Here is an 18,741-nt window from a genome sequence, read left to right as displayed (position 1 = left end):
GGAGAAACGACAATCACGCTGTGGCCGGCCGCCGGCTGTGGCACTGCTATTGACTGGATTGGCCATGAAATCTGCAACAGAAGCTGTTGTACCTCTGGTTCCCGGCCCCGGGCTGCTCGCCCGGCGCCTGGCGACCCTCGTTTTGTTATGCGCCGGGCTGGCGGTCGCCAGCCTGGCAAGGGGCTTGAGCCTGGAGCAGGCCATAGCGCTCGCCCAGGACAGTGACCCGTGGATAGCCGGCAGCCAACAGCGCCAGTCCGCGCTGGCGGCCGAGCGCATCGCCGCGGGAGCCCTGCCGGACCCGATGATCAGCGCCGGTTTCGCCAACCTGCCCACCGATAGTTTTGATTTCGACCAGGAGGCGATGACCCAGTTCAAGGTAGGCGTCAGCCAGCTGATCCCGCGCGGGGACAGCAGGCAACTGCGCCAGCAGGAACTGAGCTCGCTGGAGGCGCAACATCCCCTGCGTCGCGCCGAGCGCCGTGCCCGGGTGGCGACAGAGGTAGCCGTGGCCTGGCTGGAGGCCTGGCGGGCGCGGGAAACCATCCGCCTTATCGAAGCCGACCGGGACCTGTTCGAGCAGCTGGTCGATGTCGCCCGCTCAAACTATGCCAGTGCCCTCGGCCAGACCCGGCAACAGGACCTGATCCGGGCGCAACTGGAACTGACCCGTCTGGACGACCGCCTGGTACAGCTGGATGAAGCGATGGCAGTGGCGCTGTCACAGCTATCACAATGGCTGCAAACCGCCAGCGCCCTGACGCCCGTCAGCGCCACCCTGCCGGCGATTGAGCTCGCAGACACGGACGGGCTCCTGGGCCCGTCACCACCCTCTGAGCAGGATCTCGCGCGCCGGCTCAGCCGACACCCCGCCGTACTGAGCGTGGACAGGGAACTGGAAGCAAGGCGCACGGGTATAGCCCTGGCGGAACAGCAATACAAACCACAATGGCGGGTGAACGCCAGTTACGGCTACCGGGATGACGATCCGCGGGGGCCGGAGCGCCCTGACTTTTTCTCCCTGGGGGTCTCCATTGACATGCCCTTGTTCAACTCGACAGCACAGGATAACCAGCGAAAGTCCGCCGTCGCCAGGACCGAAGCGGTGCGCACCGAGCGCGCCCTGCTGCTGCGCAAGCTGGTAGCCGGGTTACAGAGCCAGCTGGCAAGGCTCACGCGACTGGAGCAGCGCGATGCACTGTACCGCTCACGCCTGCTGGAAGAAATGCGTTACCAGGCCGAGGCCTCGCTTAGCGCCTATACCAACGACGATGGCGACTTTGCGGAAGTGGTCCGGGCGAAAATCGCCGAGCTCAACGCCCGCATCGACGCCCAGAATATCCGCGTCGACCGGCAGATCACCCTGGCCAGACTCAATTACTTTTTAACCGTGGCTGACAGCAGCGAGGAGCGGGCGCAATGAATAACAACAGGATGGCGCTGGTTGCCGGCGTATTGATCGGCGCCGCCGGCATACTCGGGGGCCTGTTCCTCTCCGGCCAAACCGGCCCCGAAGCCAGGCAACAGCCGGCGGAAGAAAAGCCGCTGTACTGGGTTGCCCCGATGGACAGCAACTATCGCCGTGACGGGCCGGGCAAGTCCCCCATGGGCATGGACCTGGTACCCGTATATGCCAGCCAGCGGCAAGCGGGCGTGGTCGAGATCGCGCCGCAAGTGGTCAACAACCTCGGGGTCCGGACCACGCGGGCCCGGCGCGATTCCCTGAAGCAGCTGATCCGCACGGTCGGTTACGTGAAGTACAACGAGGACCGGCTTATTCACATCCACCCCCGGGTCGAGGGCTGGGTCGAGAAACTGCATGTCAAAGCGTCTGGCGACCCGGTGGCCAGGGGCCAGGCTATTTACGCGCTGTACTCGCCGGAGCTGGTGAACGCCCAGGAGGAATTCGTACTGGCCCTGCGCCGTGACAATGAACGCCTGCTGCAGGCCGCCGAGGACCGGCTGCGGGCACTGCAGCTGGACGATGACTTTATTGCCGCGCTTAAACGCCAGAAAACTGTCCAGCAAACCGTCACCTTCAGGTCGCCGCAGCAGGGCGTGGTGGACAACCTCAACATTCGCGAGGGCTTCTTCGTCGGCCCTGATACCACCTTGATGTCCATTGGCGCGCTGGACGACGTCTGGGTAGAAGCGGAGATCTTTGAAAGCCAGGCGGCAATGGTGGCCATTGGCCAGCCGGTGGAGATGCAGCTGGACTACCTGCCCGGTCGCCTGTGGCGGGGACAGGTGGACTATATCTACCCCTCGCTGGAGGCCAGCACCCGCACCCTGCGGGTAAGGCTGCGCTTCGACAACGCGGATGGCCAGCTCCGGCCCAACATGTTCGCCCGCATCCGGATCGAGACCGGCGACAATTCGGAACGGATCATTATCCCGCGGGAAGCCCTGATACGCACGGGCAAGCAGGACCGGGTAGTGCTGGCACTGGGAGATGGACAGTTCAAGTCAATCGCCGTGACCGCCGGTCGTATCGCCGGCGACAGTGTGGAGATTCTGGCCGGTCTGGAGGCCGGCGAGGAAATTGTCGCCTCGGCCCAGTTCCTGCTCGATTCCGAGTCCAGCAAAAGCTCGGACTTCAAGCGCATGGAACCGGCGCGCACACAAGCCATGGAGCACGACATGGGGCACGACATGGAACCCGGCATGGAGCACGACATGGATCACGACATGGATCACGACATGGACCACAACATGGAACCCGGCATGGAACACGGTGAGGGACATGTCCATGATTGAAGCTACCATTCGCTGGTCGGTGCAGCATCGGGTGCTGGTGCTGCTGGCAACGGCGATTCTTGTCGGCAGTGGCCTGTTCGCCCTGCGCAACACCCCCATCGACGCCATTCCCGACCTCTCTGATGTACAGGTCATCATCAAGACCAGTTACCCGGGACAGGCCCCGCAAGTGGTAGAGGACCAGGTCACCTATCCCCTGACCACGGCCATGCTGGCAGTACCGGGGGCGGTCAATGTCAGGGGCTTTTCCTTTTTCGGTGACTCCTATGTCTATGTGATTTTCGACGAGGACACCGATCTGTACTGGGCCCGCAGCCGGGTCATGGAATACCTCAGCCAGGTTGCCCCCTCCCTGCCGGAGGCCGCCAGGGCGCAACTGGGACCAGACGCCACCGGCGTTGGCTGGGTATACCTGTACGCCTTGACCGACCCTAGCGGTCGGCACGACATCAGCGAACTGCGCAGCATCCAGGACTGGTTTCTCAAGTACGAGCTCCAGGGAGTGCCGGGCGTTTCCGAAGTCGCCACCGTGGGCGGCATGGTCAAACAGTACCAGGTAACGGTCGACCCCGACCGCCTGCGTGCCTACGACATCCCACTGGCGCGTATCCAGAACGCGATCAAGCAGGCCAACCAGGAAGTGGGCGCCTCCGTGGTGGAAATGGCGGAAGCGGAATATATGGTCCGCGCCTCCGGTTACCTCAGTAGCATCGACGACCTGAGGAACATCCCGCTGGCGGTCAACGACAAGGGCACGCCCCTGCTATTGGGTGATATTGCCGACATCCGCACCGGCCCGCAAATGCGCCGGGGCATCGCCGAACTTGATGGCCGGGGTGAAGTCGTCGGCGGCATCATCGTCATGCGTTATGGTGAAAACGCCCGGGCCACGATCGAGCGGGTCAAGTCCAGGCTGGAAGCACTCAAAAGCAGCCTTCCCCCGGGCGTGGAGATTGTTCCCGTTTACGATCGCTCCGGCCTGATTCAACGCGCGGTGGACAACCTGTGGCAAAAACTGGGGCAGGAACTGTTGATGGTGGCCCTGGTCTGCCTGGTTTTCCTGTTTCACCTGCGCTCATCGCTGGTAGCGGTAATCAGCCTGCCCATTGGCATACTGGCAGCCTTCATCGTTATGTACCTGCAGGGTTTGAACGCCAACATCATGTCGCTGGGTGGCATCGCGATTGCCATCGGTGCCATGGTGGATGGCGCAATCGTGCTTATCGAGAACATGCACAAACACGTTGAACGCACGCCCCTGACCAACAAAAACCGCTGGCAGGTGGTTGCCGATTCGGCGGCGGAGGTCGGACCTGCCCTGTTCTTCAGCTTGCTTATTATCACCGTTAGCTTTGTGCCGGTGTTTACGCTTGAGGCCCAGGAAGGGCGCATGTTTTCGCCACTGGCTTTTACCAAGACCTACGCCATGGCCGCCGCTGCCGCACTGTCAGTGACCCTGGTACCGGTGCTCATGGGTTATTTCATTCGCGGCCGGATCATGCCAGAAAACAAAAACCCGGTGAATCGGGTGCTGGTGGCGGCCTACAAGCCGCTGCTCACGCCGGTGCTTGCGCACCCCAGGACACTGCTGGCAGTCGCCCTGCTCCTGCTGGCAAGTGGTTTGTGGCCGATGCAAAAAATTGGCAGTGAGTTCATGCCGCCGCTGGATGAGGGCGATATCATGTACATGCCCACCACCTACCCGGGGATATCCATCGGCAAAGCCCGGGAAATCCTGCAACAGACCGACAAGCTCATTCGCACCGTTCCCGAGGTGGATACCGTATTCGGCAAAATCGGTCGCGCGGAAACCGCAACCGACCCGGCGCCGCTGACCATGATAGAAACTTTTATCCAGCTCAAACCCGAGAGCCAGTGGCGCCAGGGCATCAGCAGCCAGGATATCCGCCGGGAACTGGATGCTCTGATCCAGGTACCGGGCCTGACCAATGCCTGGGTAATGCCGATCAAGACCCGCATCGACATGCTCGCCACCGGGATAAAGACCCCGGTGGGGATAAAGGTTGCCGGCCCTGACCTGACGGTTATCGAGGACATCGGCAAGCAGCTGGAAGATATCCTCGCCGCTGTCCCCGATACCGCTTCCGTCTACTCGGAGCGGGTCGCCGGGGGCCGCTACATCAAGGTCGACATAGACCGCAGTCGCGCGGCCCGCTATGGAATGAGCATCACCGATATCCAGCAGGTCGTCGCGACCGCCATCGGCGGGGTCAATATCACCAATACGGTTGAAGGCCTCGAACGCTACCCGGTTAACGTGCGCTATCCCCAGGATTACCGGCAATCGCCAGAGGACATGGCCCTGCTGCCGGTAGTGACTCCGGCGGGCCAGCGTATTGCCCTGGGAGATGTAGCCCGCATCTACATCGAGGACGGTCCTCCCGGTATCAAGAGTGAAAATGCGCGGCTTAACGGCTGGACCTTTGTCGACATCAGCACAGGGGATGTGGGCAGCTATGTGGAGCGGGCGCGACAGCTTGTTAGCGAGCAATTACAGCTGCCGGCCGGGTATTCCCTGACCTGGTCCGGGCAATACGAGTACATGGAGCGGGCCAAACAGCGCCTGGCCTACGTGGTGCCGCTGACGCTGGCCATCATCGTGGTACTGCTGTACCTCAACTTCCGCGCCGCCACTCCGGTATTGATCCTCATGCTGTCGCTGCCGCTGGCACTGGTCGGCAGCGCCTGGCTGCTGTACCTGCTGGGCTTCAACTTCTCCATTGCCGTTGGCGTCGGGCTGATCGCCCTGGCGGGAGTGGCGGTGGAAACCGGCGTTATCATGCTGGTCTACCTCGACCAGGCCTGGGGTCGCCTGCTGGACAAACACGCGGGAGACCCAGCCCGCATAGACCCGGGCGAGTTGCGCAGTGCCATTCTGGAGGGCGCCAGCCAGCGGGTTCGCCCCGTGCTGATGACCGCCAGTGCCACCATCGCCGGCCTGCTGCCCATCCTGTTCGCTGACGGTACCGGGGCAGAGATAATGAGTCGCCTGGCGGCGCCCATGGTAGGGGGCATGATCAGCGCGGTCGTGCTGACCCTGCTGGTACTGCCAGCAGTTTACCTGCTGTGGAAACAGCGCGGGCTAAGAGGGTCCGCTCCATGACTGGTATTGCTCGCCGGACCCGCCGGGTAACAGCCTGGCCTGTGTTCGTTCAGGTGATCCTGTGGATCATTGGGGGATCACTGCACATCACCGATCGGCACTGAGCGCGCATCACGCTGCAGGTTTTCCAGCCCGCTACCCGTCAGTGAGCGCAGAAAGGCTTCGAGTTCAGCCACATTTTCGTCGCTCAACGAGAGGGGCCGTATACGCCTGTCCTGGTTGGGCGAGCCGGCTCCTCCCATACGGTAGTAATCGATCACCGCCCGCAGATCAGGCAGGGAGCCATCGTGCATGTAGGGGCTGGTGAGGGCGACATTGCGCAGGGAAGGCGTCAGGTAGCGCCAGCGATCTTCGCTGCGCCCGGTGGCCTCGTAACGACCCAGGTCATTGAACGCGGGGGTGCCAAAGGCAAGGCCAGCGGCGATTTCAAGCCCGGGCACCAGCTCGATCTTCTGCTTGCCAATGTCAAGTCCCATACTGCGGGCATAACCAATGCCCGTGTCGTGAAACTGACCATCGGCGAAGAGAGCTGAACGCTCACCTATCCGGTGACAGGAGCCGCAGCCGGACTCCTGGAACAGGCTCCAACCGCGCCGGGCAGCAGGATCAAGCGCCTTGTCATCGCCCCCATAGCGCCAGCGATCAAATGCCGAATCAGCCAACAGCAGGCTGCGCTGGTAGCTGGCCAGGGCCAGGCCAACAGCCTCCATGCTCACCGCCGATCCATAGGCGGATTCGAACAGTCCGTCATAATCGTCGGCGGTGCGGATTGTTTCCAGTACGTGGCCGATGGAAGGGTTGGCCATCTCGTTGGATTTCAGCAGTGGCTGCCACACCTGGTGTTCCAGGCTCGATTCGCGTCCATCATGGAACAGCCTTGAGCGGTACGCCACGTTCAACAACGAGGGGGCATTACGCTTCACAAACCGCCCCTCTATGCCTACTGGGGTGCGCAACTCATTCTGGGTGAAAGCCTGCTCCGGCACGTGACACATGCCGCAGGACAGGGTGCCGTTGAAGGACAGCCGGCGATCGAAGAAAAGTTTGCGCCCCAGGGCAACTCGAGCCGCGGTAGGAAGATTGTCCGCCGGCGCTGTCAGCGCCGGCAGACCCAGCGGGACGGCAGCATCAAGCGTCGACAGGGGCGCGGCCGCTGTCGCCGACCACGTCCAGAGGAGCAGAAGCAGGATCGGCACTACTGCTGGCAGGCAGCAGGCTCGACTTGAAAAAACCGGCTTATGGACTAGTCTCATGCTATTGGGTTCAGCCGTTTACGGAGAGAGCCATGAGACTAATACTCGCACTACTTTTCTTTTTGTCCAGTATCACTTTCGCCGACGAAACCTGTATGTCGCCCTACATGGCGAAAATCGAGGGTCAGGAAGACTTCGTTTACGTGTGGACGCTGGGGATGCCGGGCGTGGGTGACGAGCAGGACAAGCTGGTCACCGTGGATGTCAATCCGGCCTCGGAGAGCTTTGGCAAGGTCGTCAACAGCCTGTCGGTCGGCGGGCGCAACGAGGCCCACCATACCGGTCTCACCGATGACCGGCGCTACCTGTGGGCTTCCGGTCTGGATACCAGCAAGATCTTTATCTTTGATGTCCACACCGACCCGGGGAAGCCCGCCCTTACCCGTACCATTGCGGATTTCGTGGCGAAGAGCGGTGGTGTTGTCGGCCCCCACACCAACTATGCCCTTCCCGGGCGCATGCTGGTCACCGGGCTGTCCAACAATCGTGACCACGGCGGCAGAACAGCCATGGTGGAATATACCAATGCTGGCGATTATGTCGCCACTCACTGGATGCCCACTGCCGACGCACTCCAGGGGGCGGTGCAGTCCGGAAAATTTGCCGATGGTTTTGGATACGATGTACGGGCACTGCCGCGGCGCAATGTCATGGTGACTTCATCCTTCACCGGCTGGAACAACTACATGATGAACCTGGGCACGCTGATGGGCGACGCCGAGGCCATGAAAGCATTTGGCAACACGGTGGTGATCTGGGACCTTCATGCTCGCCAACCGAAGAAGATCCTCGACGTGCCGGGTTCACCGCTGGAGATCCGCTGCGCCTGGGGCAAGGAGAATAACTACTGCTTCACAACCACTGCCCTGACCTCCAAGATCTGGCTCATCTACGAGGATGATGACGGCGAGTGGCAGGCGCGGGACGTGGGTGACATAGGCGATGCCAGCAAAATACCACTGCCGGTCGATATATCGATTTCCAATGACGACCAGGAGCTCTGGGTAAACACCTGGAACGACGGGCTCACTCGCCTGTACGACATCAGCGATCCTTTCAACGCGCGCCAGGTGTACAGCAAAAAGATTGGCGAGCAGGTCAATATGGTTTCCCAGAGCTGGGACGGCAAGCGGGTTTATTACACCTCCTCACTACTGGCCAACTGGGACAAACAGGAGCCCAGGGGGCCCGACCTGCAGTACCTGAAGCTGTACAGCTACGATGGTGAAAACCTGGCGCCCCGCTTCAGCATCGATTTCGTCGCGGAAAAACTCGGTGCCCCTCACCAGATGCGCTTCGGCGCCCACTCGCTCTACAAAGGGGGTGTCGCCGCCAGATGAGGTGGCTTGCAACCGCGCTGTTGCTGCTGTTTGCAGCCATGCCCCGGGCCGAAAACCAGATACTGGCCCCCGGGTACGCCGAACTGCAGTTCACCCCACCCGCGGCGGGTAGCTATCGCCTGCCCCCGCTTGGCCCGGCCGGAGACGGTCAGGTACTGGACGAAACCGGCAAAGCAATGCAACTGGGGAGCTTGCTCGGCGACAAATTCGTATTACTGGGCTTCATCTATACCAATTGCCCGGACGTCAACGGCTGCCCATTGGCCAGTTACGTCATGCGCCAGGTTCAGCAGGCACTGCAACAGGACGCTGCGTTGGGAAGCAGGGTCAGGCTGATCAGTCTGAGCTTCGACCCCGTGAACGACTCGCCCGGGGCAATGTCTGACTACGCCCGACACTTTCGTCGTCAGAACTTTGACTGGCAGTTCCTGACCACAGCCTCGGAAGCAGATTTACAACCGCTATTGACCGGCTTCAATCAGTTCCGCCGACCCATTTACTCGGCGGATGGCGAATATACTGGCACCATGTCACACATTTTACGGGTGTTCCTGATCGACAAGCAGCGGCAGATCCGCAACATCTACAGCGCCGACTTTCTGCATGTGGATACGGTGATCAACGACCTGCGCACGCTGCAACTGGAAAATCAGCGGTGAATGCCTACCCGGGCCAGGTCCCGGGTTAATATACTCTGCCTATGCTGAAAGTACTTCCTGCTGCCCTGCTGGCTTGCTGCCTGATTGTCACCGCGCTGTTCGCCATAGCCTGGCACCTGCCGCAACCGCGGGTTCACCGCGACCCGCCCCGCGAGCTGCCCTGGCCGCTGCCCGATCACCGCCAGGCGCAGAAGAATTTCGACTATCTCCCCGACGGCCGTATCCGGGTTATAACCCATCACCTGCCCCTGCCCGGTGTGACGCCGGCCATGCTGGCCTGGTTTTACCGGCAACTGCCGATCTCGACAGTGGATATTGATGGCACCACCCATCCCCTTTACCACCTGTTTCATCCCACCGAGCACGGCCAGCTGTGGGTGGTTGAAGCGGCGCCCGACGGCACACCGGGCATGGCCAGGGGTGCAGTGATCGAGCGCCACGAGTGGTTCAGCAGATTCGACAGCCAGGGCAGGGCCCTGATCAGTGAGTTTTCCGACCAGGGCATGACCGCCATCGCCCGTGCCGCCGGACTGCAAATTGGCGTGGTTGAACACCGCTACCGTGTGGTCGACGGCCAGACCCGCTATGTGGTGACCGCGACCATCGGTTCCGATCTGCCCCTGCTGGGCACGCTGCTCAACAGCTACCTCAGGAACCGGGTATTCACCCGCGACATGATTCCCCAGTGGATGCGCCACCAGGTGGAGGAAGTGGGCACCTTGCCGTACTTCCTGCCGGCGCTGTATGCGCAACGGGGGGCGCCAAACAATCACTTTGTGCTGCGATCCGCAGAACTGCACCAGGGCCTGTTCAACACTAACTGAGTGGCCGCCATAGGACGAGCGAAGAAGGCTCACAGCTGCTGCAGGAACTCCAGGTAGGCGGCCGACACCGCGTCCGGCGCCTCTAATTGGGGATAGTGGCCAATGGCGGGCAGGCGGCGGATGAAGTAGTCACCGCCCACCAGCTTTACAAAACGCTGCACCATATGCTCCCCGGACACTGGGTCAACGCTGCCGTTGACCAGGCCGATGGGGCAACAGGCCTGCTGCAGCGCCTGCAGCCAGCGCTCCCGATGTCGCCGGCGGTCGGCCATGTACTGGATCAGCCGGTGCAGGTTGCGCTGGCCGTTGTCGCGGGTGAACAGTTGCCACAGGGCCTCCATCTCCTCGTCGCTTGCCCGGGTCTCCGGCCCGAAAATCCGGTCGAACGAGCGACGCATACTCCGGCGGCTGAACGCATGGCGCACCAGGAAGCCCAGCGGGCCCTGTAACAGCCGCTGCACCAGCAGCGCCTGGTGGGTTTCCGGGAACAGGCCGCCATTGAGGAACAGGCAGGATAAGCACTGGCCTGCGCCTGCCCCCTCAGTCTGCCGGGCCAGCAGCTCCTGGGCGACCGTATCACCGTAATCGTGGGCCAGTACATGGAACGATTCCAGCGCCAGTTCCCGCACCAGGGCTTCACAAATGTCCGCCTGTTCCATAATCCGGTAGTCGTGGGGACGGGGTTTGGCGCTGAAGCCAAAGCCCAGCATGTCCATCGCCACCAGACGATAGTGGCGGTTGAGCGCCGGCCAGATTTTCCACCAGTCCCAGCTGGCGCTGGGAAAGCCGTGGATCAGCAGCACGGTTCCCCGGTGTTCCCCTGTAGCCGGTTCATCGATAAAGAATATCTCATGCCCCAGCAGTGAGCGGGTGGTGCCGCGAGCCTGCCAGTCTTCGATGCGCATTGCTGCCCCCTTGGGTATTATTGCTGTCCTGCGACCGCCATTCTGCGGCACCCGACCCGCAAGCACCAGAGACTGGGAGATAAAATGGACAGCCCCCTGCTCCAGGATTTACCGGACCACGGCCTCCCCGATTTCTCCGCCCTGGGCGGGGAGCATTTTCGCCAGGCCATCGCCCGGGGCATTGCCGACCACGAGGCAGAAATCGAGACGATTGCCGGCAACGAGAGCGCTCCTGATTTCGCCAACACCATAGAAGCGCTGGAGTGCTCCGGCGCCCTGCGGCCTGGCCTGAGATCGCGCGGCGCCGGGCAAAACCCGGCGCTCGACCGGTTTTCTCAGCCGTCCACCACCTCGAAACTGACGCCGGCCTTGGCCTGCAGCCGTTCCACCAGCAGGCCCGCCATGGCGGTCGCCGGGGTCCACAGACCGCCGGGGCAGTCCAGCTCATCGCGCGCCAGGCAGACCGCGGCCTCCCCCAGCATGCGCGAGGTAGCGCCATAGCCGGGATCGCGATCACCCCTGACCCGCACCGTGAGGGCCTTGTCACTGGCGAGATTACGGCCGTGCAGGAACAACTCGAAGTGCCCGCGGCGCTGCTCCTCCGGGCTGGGCCCCTCCCCCGGCGCTGGCAGTACCCGGCCGGCCATCCTGCGCAGGGGTTTCAGGCCCATAGCCAGCGGGGTCAGGCCACTGCCGATACCGATCGCGGCGGCCCGGGCTTTACCTATTAACCCATGACCGGTCAGCAGGCGCTCATCGACGCGGAAGTCGACGCCCCAGGGGTAGCCAGCCAGGGCATTACTGCGGCGCACCACCCGGGTATTGATCGCCGCCATCACAAACGGCGCCGTCCACTGGCCCAGGTCGCGATCGTACTGCGGCAGGTTGCTGTCGACCTCATCGGGGCCCCACTGCTCGCCGTCCGGGTTGAGCGAGTAGGGATTGGCCAGGGCCTCGCGCACAGCCGGGTCGTTACCGGCCTCCTCCAGCATCTGCAACATGCTGGCGATGGTGCCGCCACTCGCGCCGCCGCTGAAATCCCCCACCCGTGACTTCACCACATCGGCGTACTCGCCGTAGCGCTCGAACATCTGCTCCTGCAGGTACCAGGTGCCGAGATCGGTAGGAATGGAATCAAAGCCGCAGGTGTGCACGATACGGGCACCGCTGTCGCGGGCCGGTGCCAGGTAGCGGGCGATGGTGCGGGCCATCCACTGTACTTCGCCGGTCAGGTCGCAGTAGTGGGTGCCGGTCGCGGCGCAGGCGGCCAGCAGTTCGTCACCGTAAAGGGCATAGGGCCCGACCGTGGTGCAGATGACCCGGGTGCTGGCCGACATCGCGCCCAGGGATTCCCGGTCAGCGCTATCGGCCTGGATCACCGGCAGGTCGGGCATACCCAGTGAATCACGCAGCGCCCGCAGCTTGTTCATATTGCGCCCGGCCAGGGCCCAGTCCAGGTCGTCGCCGTAGTTGTCGGCGAGGTGACGGGCCACCAGTGCCCCGGTAAAACCGGTGGCGCCCCAGAGAACGATCTCGTAGTCCCGTGTTGCCTTGCTCATCTCTGCCTCGCTGTAGTTGCTTAACCGCTGCGGGTCAGTAGTCTACAGCCTCTCCAGGGGCGACAACAGCCGCTAACGGGGTTGCCGCTTACTGTCCCAGGCTGCGCTGGCCGGCGGCAACCGGGGTGCCCCGCTGCTCCAGGGCGCTGGCGCCGGAGTCCGGGCTGTTGGCGCTGTTGAGCAGTTGCGGCAGTTCCTGCAGCCAGGTGGCACCCCAGCGATGCTGGGGCATCGGGCTCAGCAGGTCGTTGACATCAACGATATCCACCACCCCGACAGAGGGCTGCAGCGCGGAGCCGCCACCGGCGTGCTCGTCCCAGCGGGAAAAGCTGTGGTTGCTGGCCCGATGCTGGCGGTCGAAGCGCATGACCAGGAAATCGCCGGCCAGCCGCGCCCGGCCCCAGTCCACCGACAAGGCGTCGACGCCCAGCGGGCCAAGGCTCACTCCCAGCGCGGTTTCCGAAATCCGCCAGTGTTCCCAGGCCAGCACATAGCCATCGGCGATGGCTGCCACCCGCTGGGGCGGACCGAAGCGGGCCAGGGCCCCGGCGACATCGCTGATCCCGGCCGCAGTGCCGGCACTGGCATCATCCAGCGGCGGGCCCAGCTGGTAGTGCAGCCGGCTGCAGCCGGCCAACAGGCAACACAGCAACAGCAGCGGCCGCTGTAACTGCATCAGGGCGCTTCCGCGGCGGCAAAGTCGGTGGCGTGATTAGTGAGCCGGTCGTTGGCGTCGAAGAAAAAGATCGCCCGGTCGTAGCGGGTATCGACCTTGAACTGATTGTAGACAATCAACACCAGGCCCTCGCCCCGGGAGCGCTCAAACAGGTAGTAGAGCACCGTTTCATCCCCCAGCGCGATGAGCTGCGAGGGTGGACCCAGGGTGTCCAGCACTTGCTGGCGCGTGGTCTCGCCGGCGACCAGCTTATGCCCGGATACATCCTGCCACCTGGCCAGTACGCCGCGCTTGTTCTCGTACTGGGCGCAGCCACTGGCCAGCACCGTCACCGCCAGCAGCAGCAGGGCTGCACCGAAGGATTTGTTCATATCACTCCACGGGCTTGCTGAATACCAGGGTCATGCGATCGCTTTCCCCGATGGCCAGGTAAGGTGCTTTTTCCGCATCGGTTTCGAGCTTATGCAGGGTCGGGGGCAACTTCCAGACACCCACTTCGTAGCGTTTGTTATCCAGCGGGTTGCGGTTGAAGAAACCCTCGGCCTCCAGCTCGAAGCCCGCCTTCACGGCGGCCCCGACGACATAATCGCGACCGACATAGCCGATATTGCGCGACATCCAGTCCTGCTCCGGGTCCGCCTGGTGCTGGACCAGCCCCAACTTGCCCCCGGGCTTGAGAATATCGAAGAAGTGGGCCAGGGCGGCGTCCATGGTGCCCAGGGCGAACCAGCCGTGGGCGTTACGGAAGGTCAGCACCCGGTCCACCGAGTTACTGGCCGCGGCAGCCATGACCAGCTCATCGCTGGTTTCGTCGAACATCAGTGAGGTCACCTTGACCTGGCCGTAGACATCGGGGTTAGCGGCCAGCTTTTTCTCAAAGCGCTCCCGCGAGCCGGGACGATAGCTCGCCTGCTCATCGCTGCTGTCGTAGTGGGCGGCAATCAGTTGCCCCCGGTCCTTCAGGTAAGGCGCCAGGATTTCAGTGTACCAACCACCGCCTGGCCACACCTCGACCACGGTGTGATCGGGCTCCACGTCAAACAATGACAGGGTCTTGACCGGGTTGCGGTACTCATCCCTGGCCACATAGGCTTCGGTGCGGTGCTTGCCGGCGACCGCCGCTTCCAGTGACGCGACATCGGCCTGCACCATGGAGGGGAGTACCAGGGCGGAGACCAGGGCTAAAACTTTCTTCATCGGTTAATCCTGTAAGGCTGTTAGGTAAATGTGGCACAGGGCTTTCATCGGCACCGCCTGTCGGTGCGATGCGCTTCCCGGGCCGCCCAACCATACTAGTTCTTGCTGATGCTAACCACCCTGAGCGAGCAGGGATATTAGGACCTGTTCACAAGGCACTGCTGACAATGCGGATAGACACGAGCAGTTGCAGCTAGGCAGCATCGCACACCGCCGTTAACATGGGGCATCGCCGACACCGGTTATAGAACAATAAGGGGCCCTTGCCGCCATGAGCGACGCGCGCACCACCAGCAGCAACAACCTGCCGTCCAGCGCCCGCGTGGTCGTCATTGGCGGCGGCATTATCGGCACCTCCATCGCCTATCACCTGGCCCACATGGGCTGCGACGATGTGGTCCTGCTGGAGCGGGACGAGATTACCTCGGGCACCACCTGGCATGCGGCGGGCCTGATGGTCACCTACGGCAGCCTGTCGGAGACCGCCACCGAGATGCGCAAGTATTCCAAGGCGCTGTACGCCAGGCTGGAGGCGGAGACCGGCCAGGCCACCGGCATCAATCACTGCGGTTTCATCGAACTGGCCACCGACAGAGGCCGGCTGGAGGAATACCGCCGGGTGTCGGCCTTCAATCGCTACTGCGGGGTGGATGTGCACGAGCTCTCCGCACGGGAAGTACAGGAGCTGTTTCCCCTGGCCCGGGTAGACGATGTGCTGGCGGGCTTTTACGTCGAGGACGATGGCAGGGTGAACCCGGTGGATGTCACCATGGCCCTGGCCAGAGGCGCCAGGATGCAGGGCGCGACCCTGATCACCGGAGTCGCGGTTACCGGCATAAATCGCCACCGGGGCCGCGTCACCGGGGTGACCACCGACCGGGGAGACATTGCCTGTGAGTACGTGGTGAACTGTGCCGGGATGTGGGCGCGACAGCTGGGCGAACAACACGGCGTGCTTATACCCAACCAGGCAGCGGAGCATTACTACCTGATTACCGAACCAGTGGCAGGCATCAGCAGGCAGTGGCCAGTGCTGGAGGACCCCGCCAATTACGGCTATTACCGGGAAGAAGTCGGCGGCCTGATGGTGGGCCTGTTCGAGCCGGTTGCCGCGCCGTGGCGGGTTGAGGGAATTCCCGACAACTTTTCTTTCGGTGAACTGGCGCCGGACTGGGGGCGGATGACGCCGTTTCTCGAAAGCGCCATGAGCCGGGTGCCCATCAGCCTGAAGAGCGGCATCAAAAAGTTTTTTTGCGGCCCCGAGAGCTTCACCCCCGACCTGGCTCCCATCGTCGGCGAGGCGCCGGAACTGGACAACTACTTTGTCGCCGCCGGCCTCAATTCCATCGGCATCCTGTCTGCCGGCGGCCTGGGCAGGATCATGGCCCACTGGATACTCAACGGCCGCCCGGATGTTGACGTCACCGGCTTTAACATCGACCGCTTCCACCCCTACCAGGGCAATCCCGATTATCGCCGCGATCGGGCGGTGGAAGCACTGGGCACGGTATACAAGTGCCACTATCCCACCAAAGCACCCGCAACCGCCCGCAACGCCAGGCGCTCGGCCCTGCATGAGCGGCTGGTGGCCGCCGGCGCCTGCTTCAGCGAGGCCAGCGGCTGGGAAGCGCCCAGCTGGTATGCGCCTCCGGGTGTGGAAGCGGCACCGGGCGAGCTTTCCTTCGGCCGTATGCACTGGTGGCCCTACTGGGAACGGGAACACCGCGCCTGCCGCGAGAATGTGGTCCTTATGGACATGAGCATCATGTCCAAGTTCCTGGTCCAGGGCCGCGATGCCGGCACTGTGCTGGAGCGCATCAGCGCCAACCGGGTTAACGGCGCGACCGGCGTTATCACCTACACCCAGTGGCTCAATGACGCCGGCCTGCTGGAAGCGGATCTCACCGTGACCAAGCTGGCCGAGGACAAGTTCCTGGTGGTGGTGACCGATACCATGCATCGCCACGCCGAGACCTGGATGCGGCGCCACATCGGCGACGGGGAGTTCGCGGTGATCACCGATATCACCGCCGGCATGACCCAGATAAATATCCAGGGCCCCCGCAGCCGGGCGCTGCTGCAGGCGGTCACTTCCGCCGACCTCGGCAATGAGGCCTTCCCCTTTCGCTGCGCCCGGGACATCGATATCGGCTACGGCCGGGCGCTGTGCATCCGCATCACCTACGCCGGTGAGCTGGGCTACGAGCTGTACATCGCCAGCGACCAGGCCGTTAACGTCTACGACCGGCTGGTGGCGGAGGGCGCCAATCATGGCCTGGTACACGCCGGCCTCCGGGCCCTGGGCAGCCTGCGGCTGGAGAAGGGCTATCGCGACTACGGTCACGACATCGACAACACCGACGACGCCTTTGCCGTCGGCCTGGGTTTCGCCGTGGCCCTGGACAAACCCGGCGGCTTTATCGGCCAGCAGGCTGCCGCCCGGCAACAGGCGGCGGGGCCAAGCCAGCGACGCCTGGTGCAGGTCCTGGTGGAGGACCCGGAACCGCTGCTGTGGCAGGCGGAGGTGATCTACCGCGACGATATCGCGGTGGGCTATGTGCGCGCCGGCAGCTATGGCCACACCCTGGGCGGGGCGGTCGGCCTGGCGATGATAGAGCCCGGGGAGACCGTCGACCTGCAGTACCTGCAAAGCGGACACTGGGAGATCGATATCGCCGGGCTGCGCTACCCCTGCCGCTGCTCGCTCAAACCTCTCTATGATCCGGCGATGGCGCGGATAAAGGCCTGACCAGCGAATGGCCAGGGTGGGGAGAAACACTTTAATCGCAGCGGCTACATCTGCGAGTCAATCGGCAGCAGGCCGAAGAACCAGCTTTCCAGCTGCTGGAACACCGAGTCCGAGGGTGAGTGATAGCGGACCTCGCTGTCGTTGCGCCAGCTGAGTCGCCCCTCCTCCAGGGCAACCGACCAGCTGTTCTGGGGCAGGAAGTCGTCGGCGATCGCCGCGCGTAACTTGCCGTTGAGCGCGGCGCTGTGAATCATCAGCCCGACCTCGGTGTTGAGCTGCAGGGAGCGCGGGTCGAGATTGCTGCTGCCGATAAACACCCGGTCCTGGTCCAGCAGCAGGAATTTGGCATGCAGCCCCAGTTTCTTGTCGGCGACCGGTCCCTGCATATAGCGCTCGCGGTCGTGGGCATCGGCGCGCACTTCGTACAGTTCCACACCCGCCTCCAGCAAATCACGAATGTGCTTGCCGTAAGCCGCGTGCGCCGACAAGTGGTTGTTGGAGCGCATGGAGTTGGTGAGCAGGCGAACCCGCACCCCACGGTCTACCGCCGCCTCCAGCGTGGATTCCAGCGCCTCGGTGGGCACCAGATAGGCGCTGATGGCAATCAACTCGCTGTCGGTGCCGTCGATGGCCTGGCGGATTTCAGCCGCCAGCTGGTCGGGGCGGTCCGCTTGCGCCGCGGGATTATCGGCGGCCGGGTCGTCGGACATAAACAACGCAGCCCCGGAGACGGCGTGTTTCGCCACCTGCTCCCAGCGAGCGGCCAGTTCATCCTCGCCGGCCGAGGTAACGGGGCCGGCAAGCGCCGCCAGTTCGGCCCGCAGCTGTCGCAGGTCCGCCTCGCTGGACGCCGCCCCCAGCAGTTGCGCAATGGGTATCGACCAGCCGCTGTTCCAGAAGCGGTCGAAATGCGCGCTTACCTGGGCGACGCTGGCACCCATGGCCAGCACCTCCATGTCGCGGAAGTTGTAGTCCCGGTGGAGGCCGAAATATTCGTCCGCGAGGTTGCGCCCGCCGACAATCACCGCCCAGCCATCAATAATCAGGGTTTTGTTGTGCATGCGGTGATTGACCCGGTTAAAGTCGCCCGCATTGATCAGGGCCCTGCCGGCCATGTCCGGCACCCGGTAGGCATAGGGGTTGTACAGGCGCAGGCTGATGCCGGGGTGGGCATCGAGGTGACGCAGAATCTGGTCCTCCCGGGCGGTAAAGGAATCGTCCAGCAGCAGGCGGACACGCACGCCGCGGTCGGCCGCCGCCAACAGGTGACTGACGAAGGCGGCCCCGCTGAAATCCGGCTTCCACAGGAAGGTTTCCAGCTCGATGGATTCATGGGCGCTGTCAATCAGGGTAATGCGCCAGTCGTAGGCCTCTTCATGGGTATTGAGGAGATGAAACCATTCCCGCGGGCTGTGCCCGGCAAGGTGCTGCCAGAAGCGGTCCGCCGAGGGAGCATAGGATTGCTCGACAGGAAGCTCGACCCGCTGCACCGGGCTGGCGCAGGCAACGAGCAGGAACAGGGCACAAAAACCGGGGAGCAGCTGCCGCAGGTTTCGCCCTAAGGGTCTGGGGTCGATCTTCACATTCGCTGGAGTCTGGCTCTCATCCTGCCAGGGGACACGTGATCACTGTAGCCCAGTGACGGCGGGATGCAAGGCCCGGGCGCCGCCCGTGTCGGCCTCGCGGCTACAGGTAGCT

Annotated in this window: 14 protein-coding genes; 7 read left to right on the top strand and 7 right to left on the bottom strand. The window is 63.2% G+C overall.

Annotated features, from left to right (window positions below):
• Window positions 1-64 precede the first annotated feature (64 nt).
• The 3 genes from DWB85_RS07515 to DWB85_RS07505 are packed head-to-tail and all read left to right on the top strand — an operon-like array spanning window position 65 to window position 5,881.
• A complete protein-coding gene (locus DWB85_RS07515) occupies window positions 65-1,423 on the top strand; it encodes a TolC family protein (protein ID WP_117953600.1) in 1,359 nt (452 codons plus the stop codon).
• Complete coding sequence (locus DWB85_RS07510) at window positions 1,420-2,757, top strand: efflux RND transporter periplasmic adaptor subunit (protein ID WP_117953599.1); 1,338 nt, start codon at window positions 1,420-1,422, stop codon at window positions 2,755-2,757. Before DWB85_RS07515 ends, DWB85_RS07510 begins: the two co-directional genes overlap by 4 nt.
• A complete protein-coding gene (locus DWB85_RS07505) occupies window positions 2,750-5,881 on the top strand; it encodes an efflux RND transporter permease subunit (protein WP_117953598.1) in 3,132 nt (1,043 codons plus the stop codon). The genes DWB85_RS07510 and DWB85_RS07505 overlap by 8 nt, the downstream gene beginning before the upstream one ends.
• A gap of 77 nt (window positions 5,882-5,958) precedes the next feature.
• Here DWB85_RS07505 and DWB85_RS07500 read toward each other — a convergent pair whose 3' ends face one another.
• Window positions 5,959-7,077, bottom strand: a complete 1,119-nt coding sequence (locus DWB85_RS07500) for a cytochrome-c peroxidase (protein WP_239017256.1) — start codon at window positions 7,075-7,077, stop codon at window positions 5,959-5,961.
• A gap of 89 nt (window positions 7,078-7,166) precedes the next feature.
• Between DWB85_RS07500 and mtoX the strand changes: the two genes are divergently transcribed.
• Genes mtoX through DWB85_RS07485 form a run of 3 tightly spaced genes read left to right on the top strand, consistent with a single transcriptional unit; the run spans window position 7,167 to window position 9,957 of the window.
• Window positions 7,167-8,474: a methanethiol oxidase gene (gene mtoX, locus DWB85_RS07495; protein ID WP_117953596.1), complete on the top strand. Its 1,308-nt coding sequence runs from the start codon at window positions 7,167-7,169 to the stop codon at window positions 8,472-8,474.
• The gene (locus DWB85_RS07490; protein ID WP_117953595.1) at window positions 8,471-9,133 is read left to right on the top strand and encodes an SCO family protein; all 663 of its coding nucleotides are present in this window, start codon (window positions 8,471-8,473) and stop codon (window positions 9,131-9,133) included. The genes mtoX and DWB85_RS07490 overlap by 4 nt, the downstream gene beginning before the upstream one ends.
• Before the next feature lie 41 nt (window positions 9,134-9,174).
• Complete coding sequence (locus DWB85_RS07485; protein ID WP_117953594.1) at window positions 9,175-9,957, top strand: hypothetical protein; 783 nt, start codon at window positions 9,175-9,177, stop codon at window positions 9,955-9,957.
• 29 nt (window positions 9,958-9,986) lie between these two features.
• Here DWB85_RS07485 and DWB85_RS07480 read toward each other — a convergent pair whose 3' ends face one another.
• The 5 genes from DWB85_RS07480 to DWB85_RS07455 all read right to left on the bottom strand — a co-directional run bounded on the left by DWB85_RS07480 (window position 9,987) and on the right by DWB85_RS07455 (window position 14,294).
• Complete coding sequence (locus DWB85_RS07480) at window positions 9,987-10,862, bottom strand: alpha/beta fold hydrolase (protein WP_117953593.1); 876 nt, start codon at window positions 10,860-10,862, stop codon at window positions 9,987-9,989.
• Between the two features lie 335 nt (window positions 10,863-11,197).
• Window positions 11,198-12,421, bottom strand: a complete 1,224-nt coding sequence (locus DWB85_RS07470; protein WP_117953591.1) for a saccharopine dehydrogenase family protein — start codon at window positions 12,419-12,421, stop codon at window positions 11,198-11,200.
• Window positions 12,422-12,509: 88 nt separating this feature from the next.
• Entirely contained in the window at window positions 12,510-13,097 is a 588-nt protein-coding gene (locus DWB85_RS07465) for a hypothetical protein (protein ID WP_117953590.1), read from the bottom strand.
• Entirely contained in the window at window positions 13,097-13,468 is a 372-nt protein-coding gene (locus DWB85_RS07460; RefSeq protein ID WP_117953589.1) for an outer membrane protein assembly factor BamE, read from the bottom strand. Before DWB85_RS07460 ends, DWB85_RS07465 begins: the two co-directional genes overlap by 1 nt.
• Window position 13,469: 1 nt before the next feature.
• Entirely contained in the window at window positions 13,470-14,294 is an 825-nt protein-coding gene (locus DWB85_RS07455; protein WP_117953588.1) for a class I SAM-dependent methyltransferase, read from the bottom strand.
• A gap of 271 nt (window positions 14,295-14,565) precedes the next feature.
• Between DWB85_RS07455 and DWB85_RS07450 the strand changes: the two genes are divergently transcribed.
• Window positions 14,566-17,043 (top strand): GcvT family protein, encoded by a 2,478-nt coding sequence (locus DWB85_RS07450; protein ID WP_117953587.1) that lies wholly within the window; start codon window positions 14,566-14,568, stop codon window positions 17,041-17,043.
• Between the two features lie 44 nt (window positions 17,044-17,087).
• Here DWB85_RS07450 and DWB85_RS07445 read toward each other — a convergent pair whose 3' ends face one another.
• Window positions 17,088-18,626: a phospholipase D-like domain-containing protein gene (locus DWB85_RS07445; protein WP_117953586.1), complete on the bottom strand. Its 1,539-nt coding sequence runs from the start codon at window positions 18,624-18,626 to the stop codon at window positions 17,088-17,090.
• Window positions 18,627-18,741: the final 115 nt, after the last annotated feature.

It is taken from the genome of Seongchinamella sediminis (assembly GCF_003457605.1).
Taxonomy (GTDB): Bacteria; Pseudomonadota; Gammaproteobacteria; order Pseudomonadales; family Halieaceae; genus Halioglobus; species Halioglobus sediminis.
Note: the sequence above shows the minus strand (reverse complement) of the source record. Positions and strands in the feature narration are given on the sequence as shown.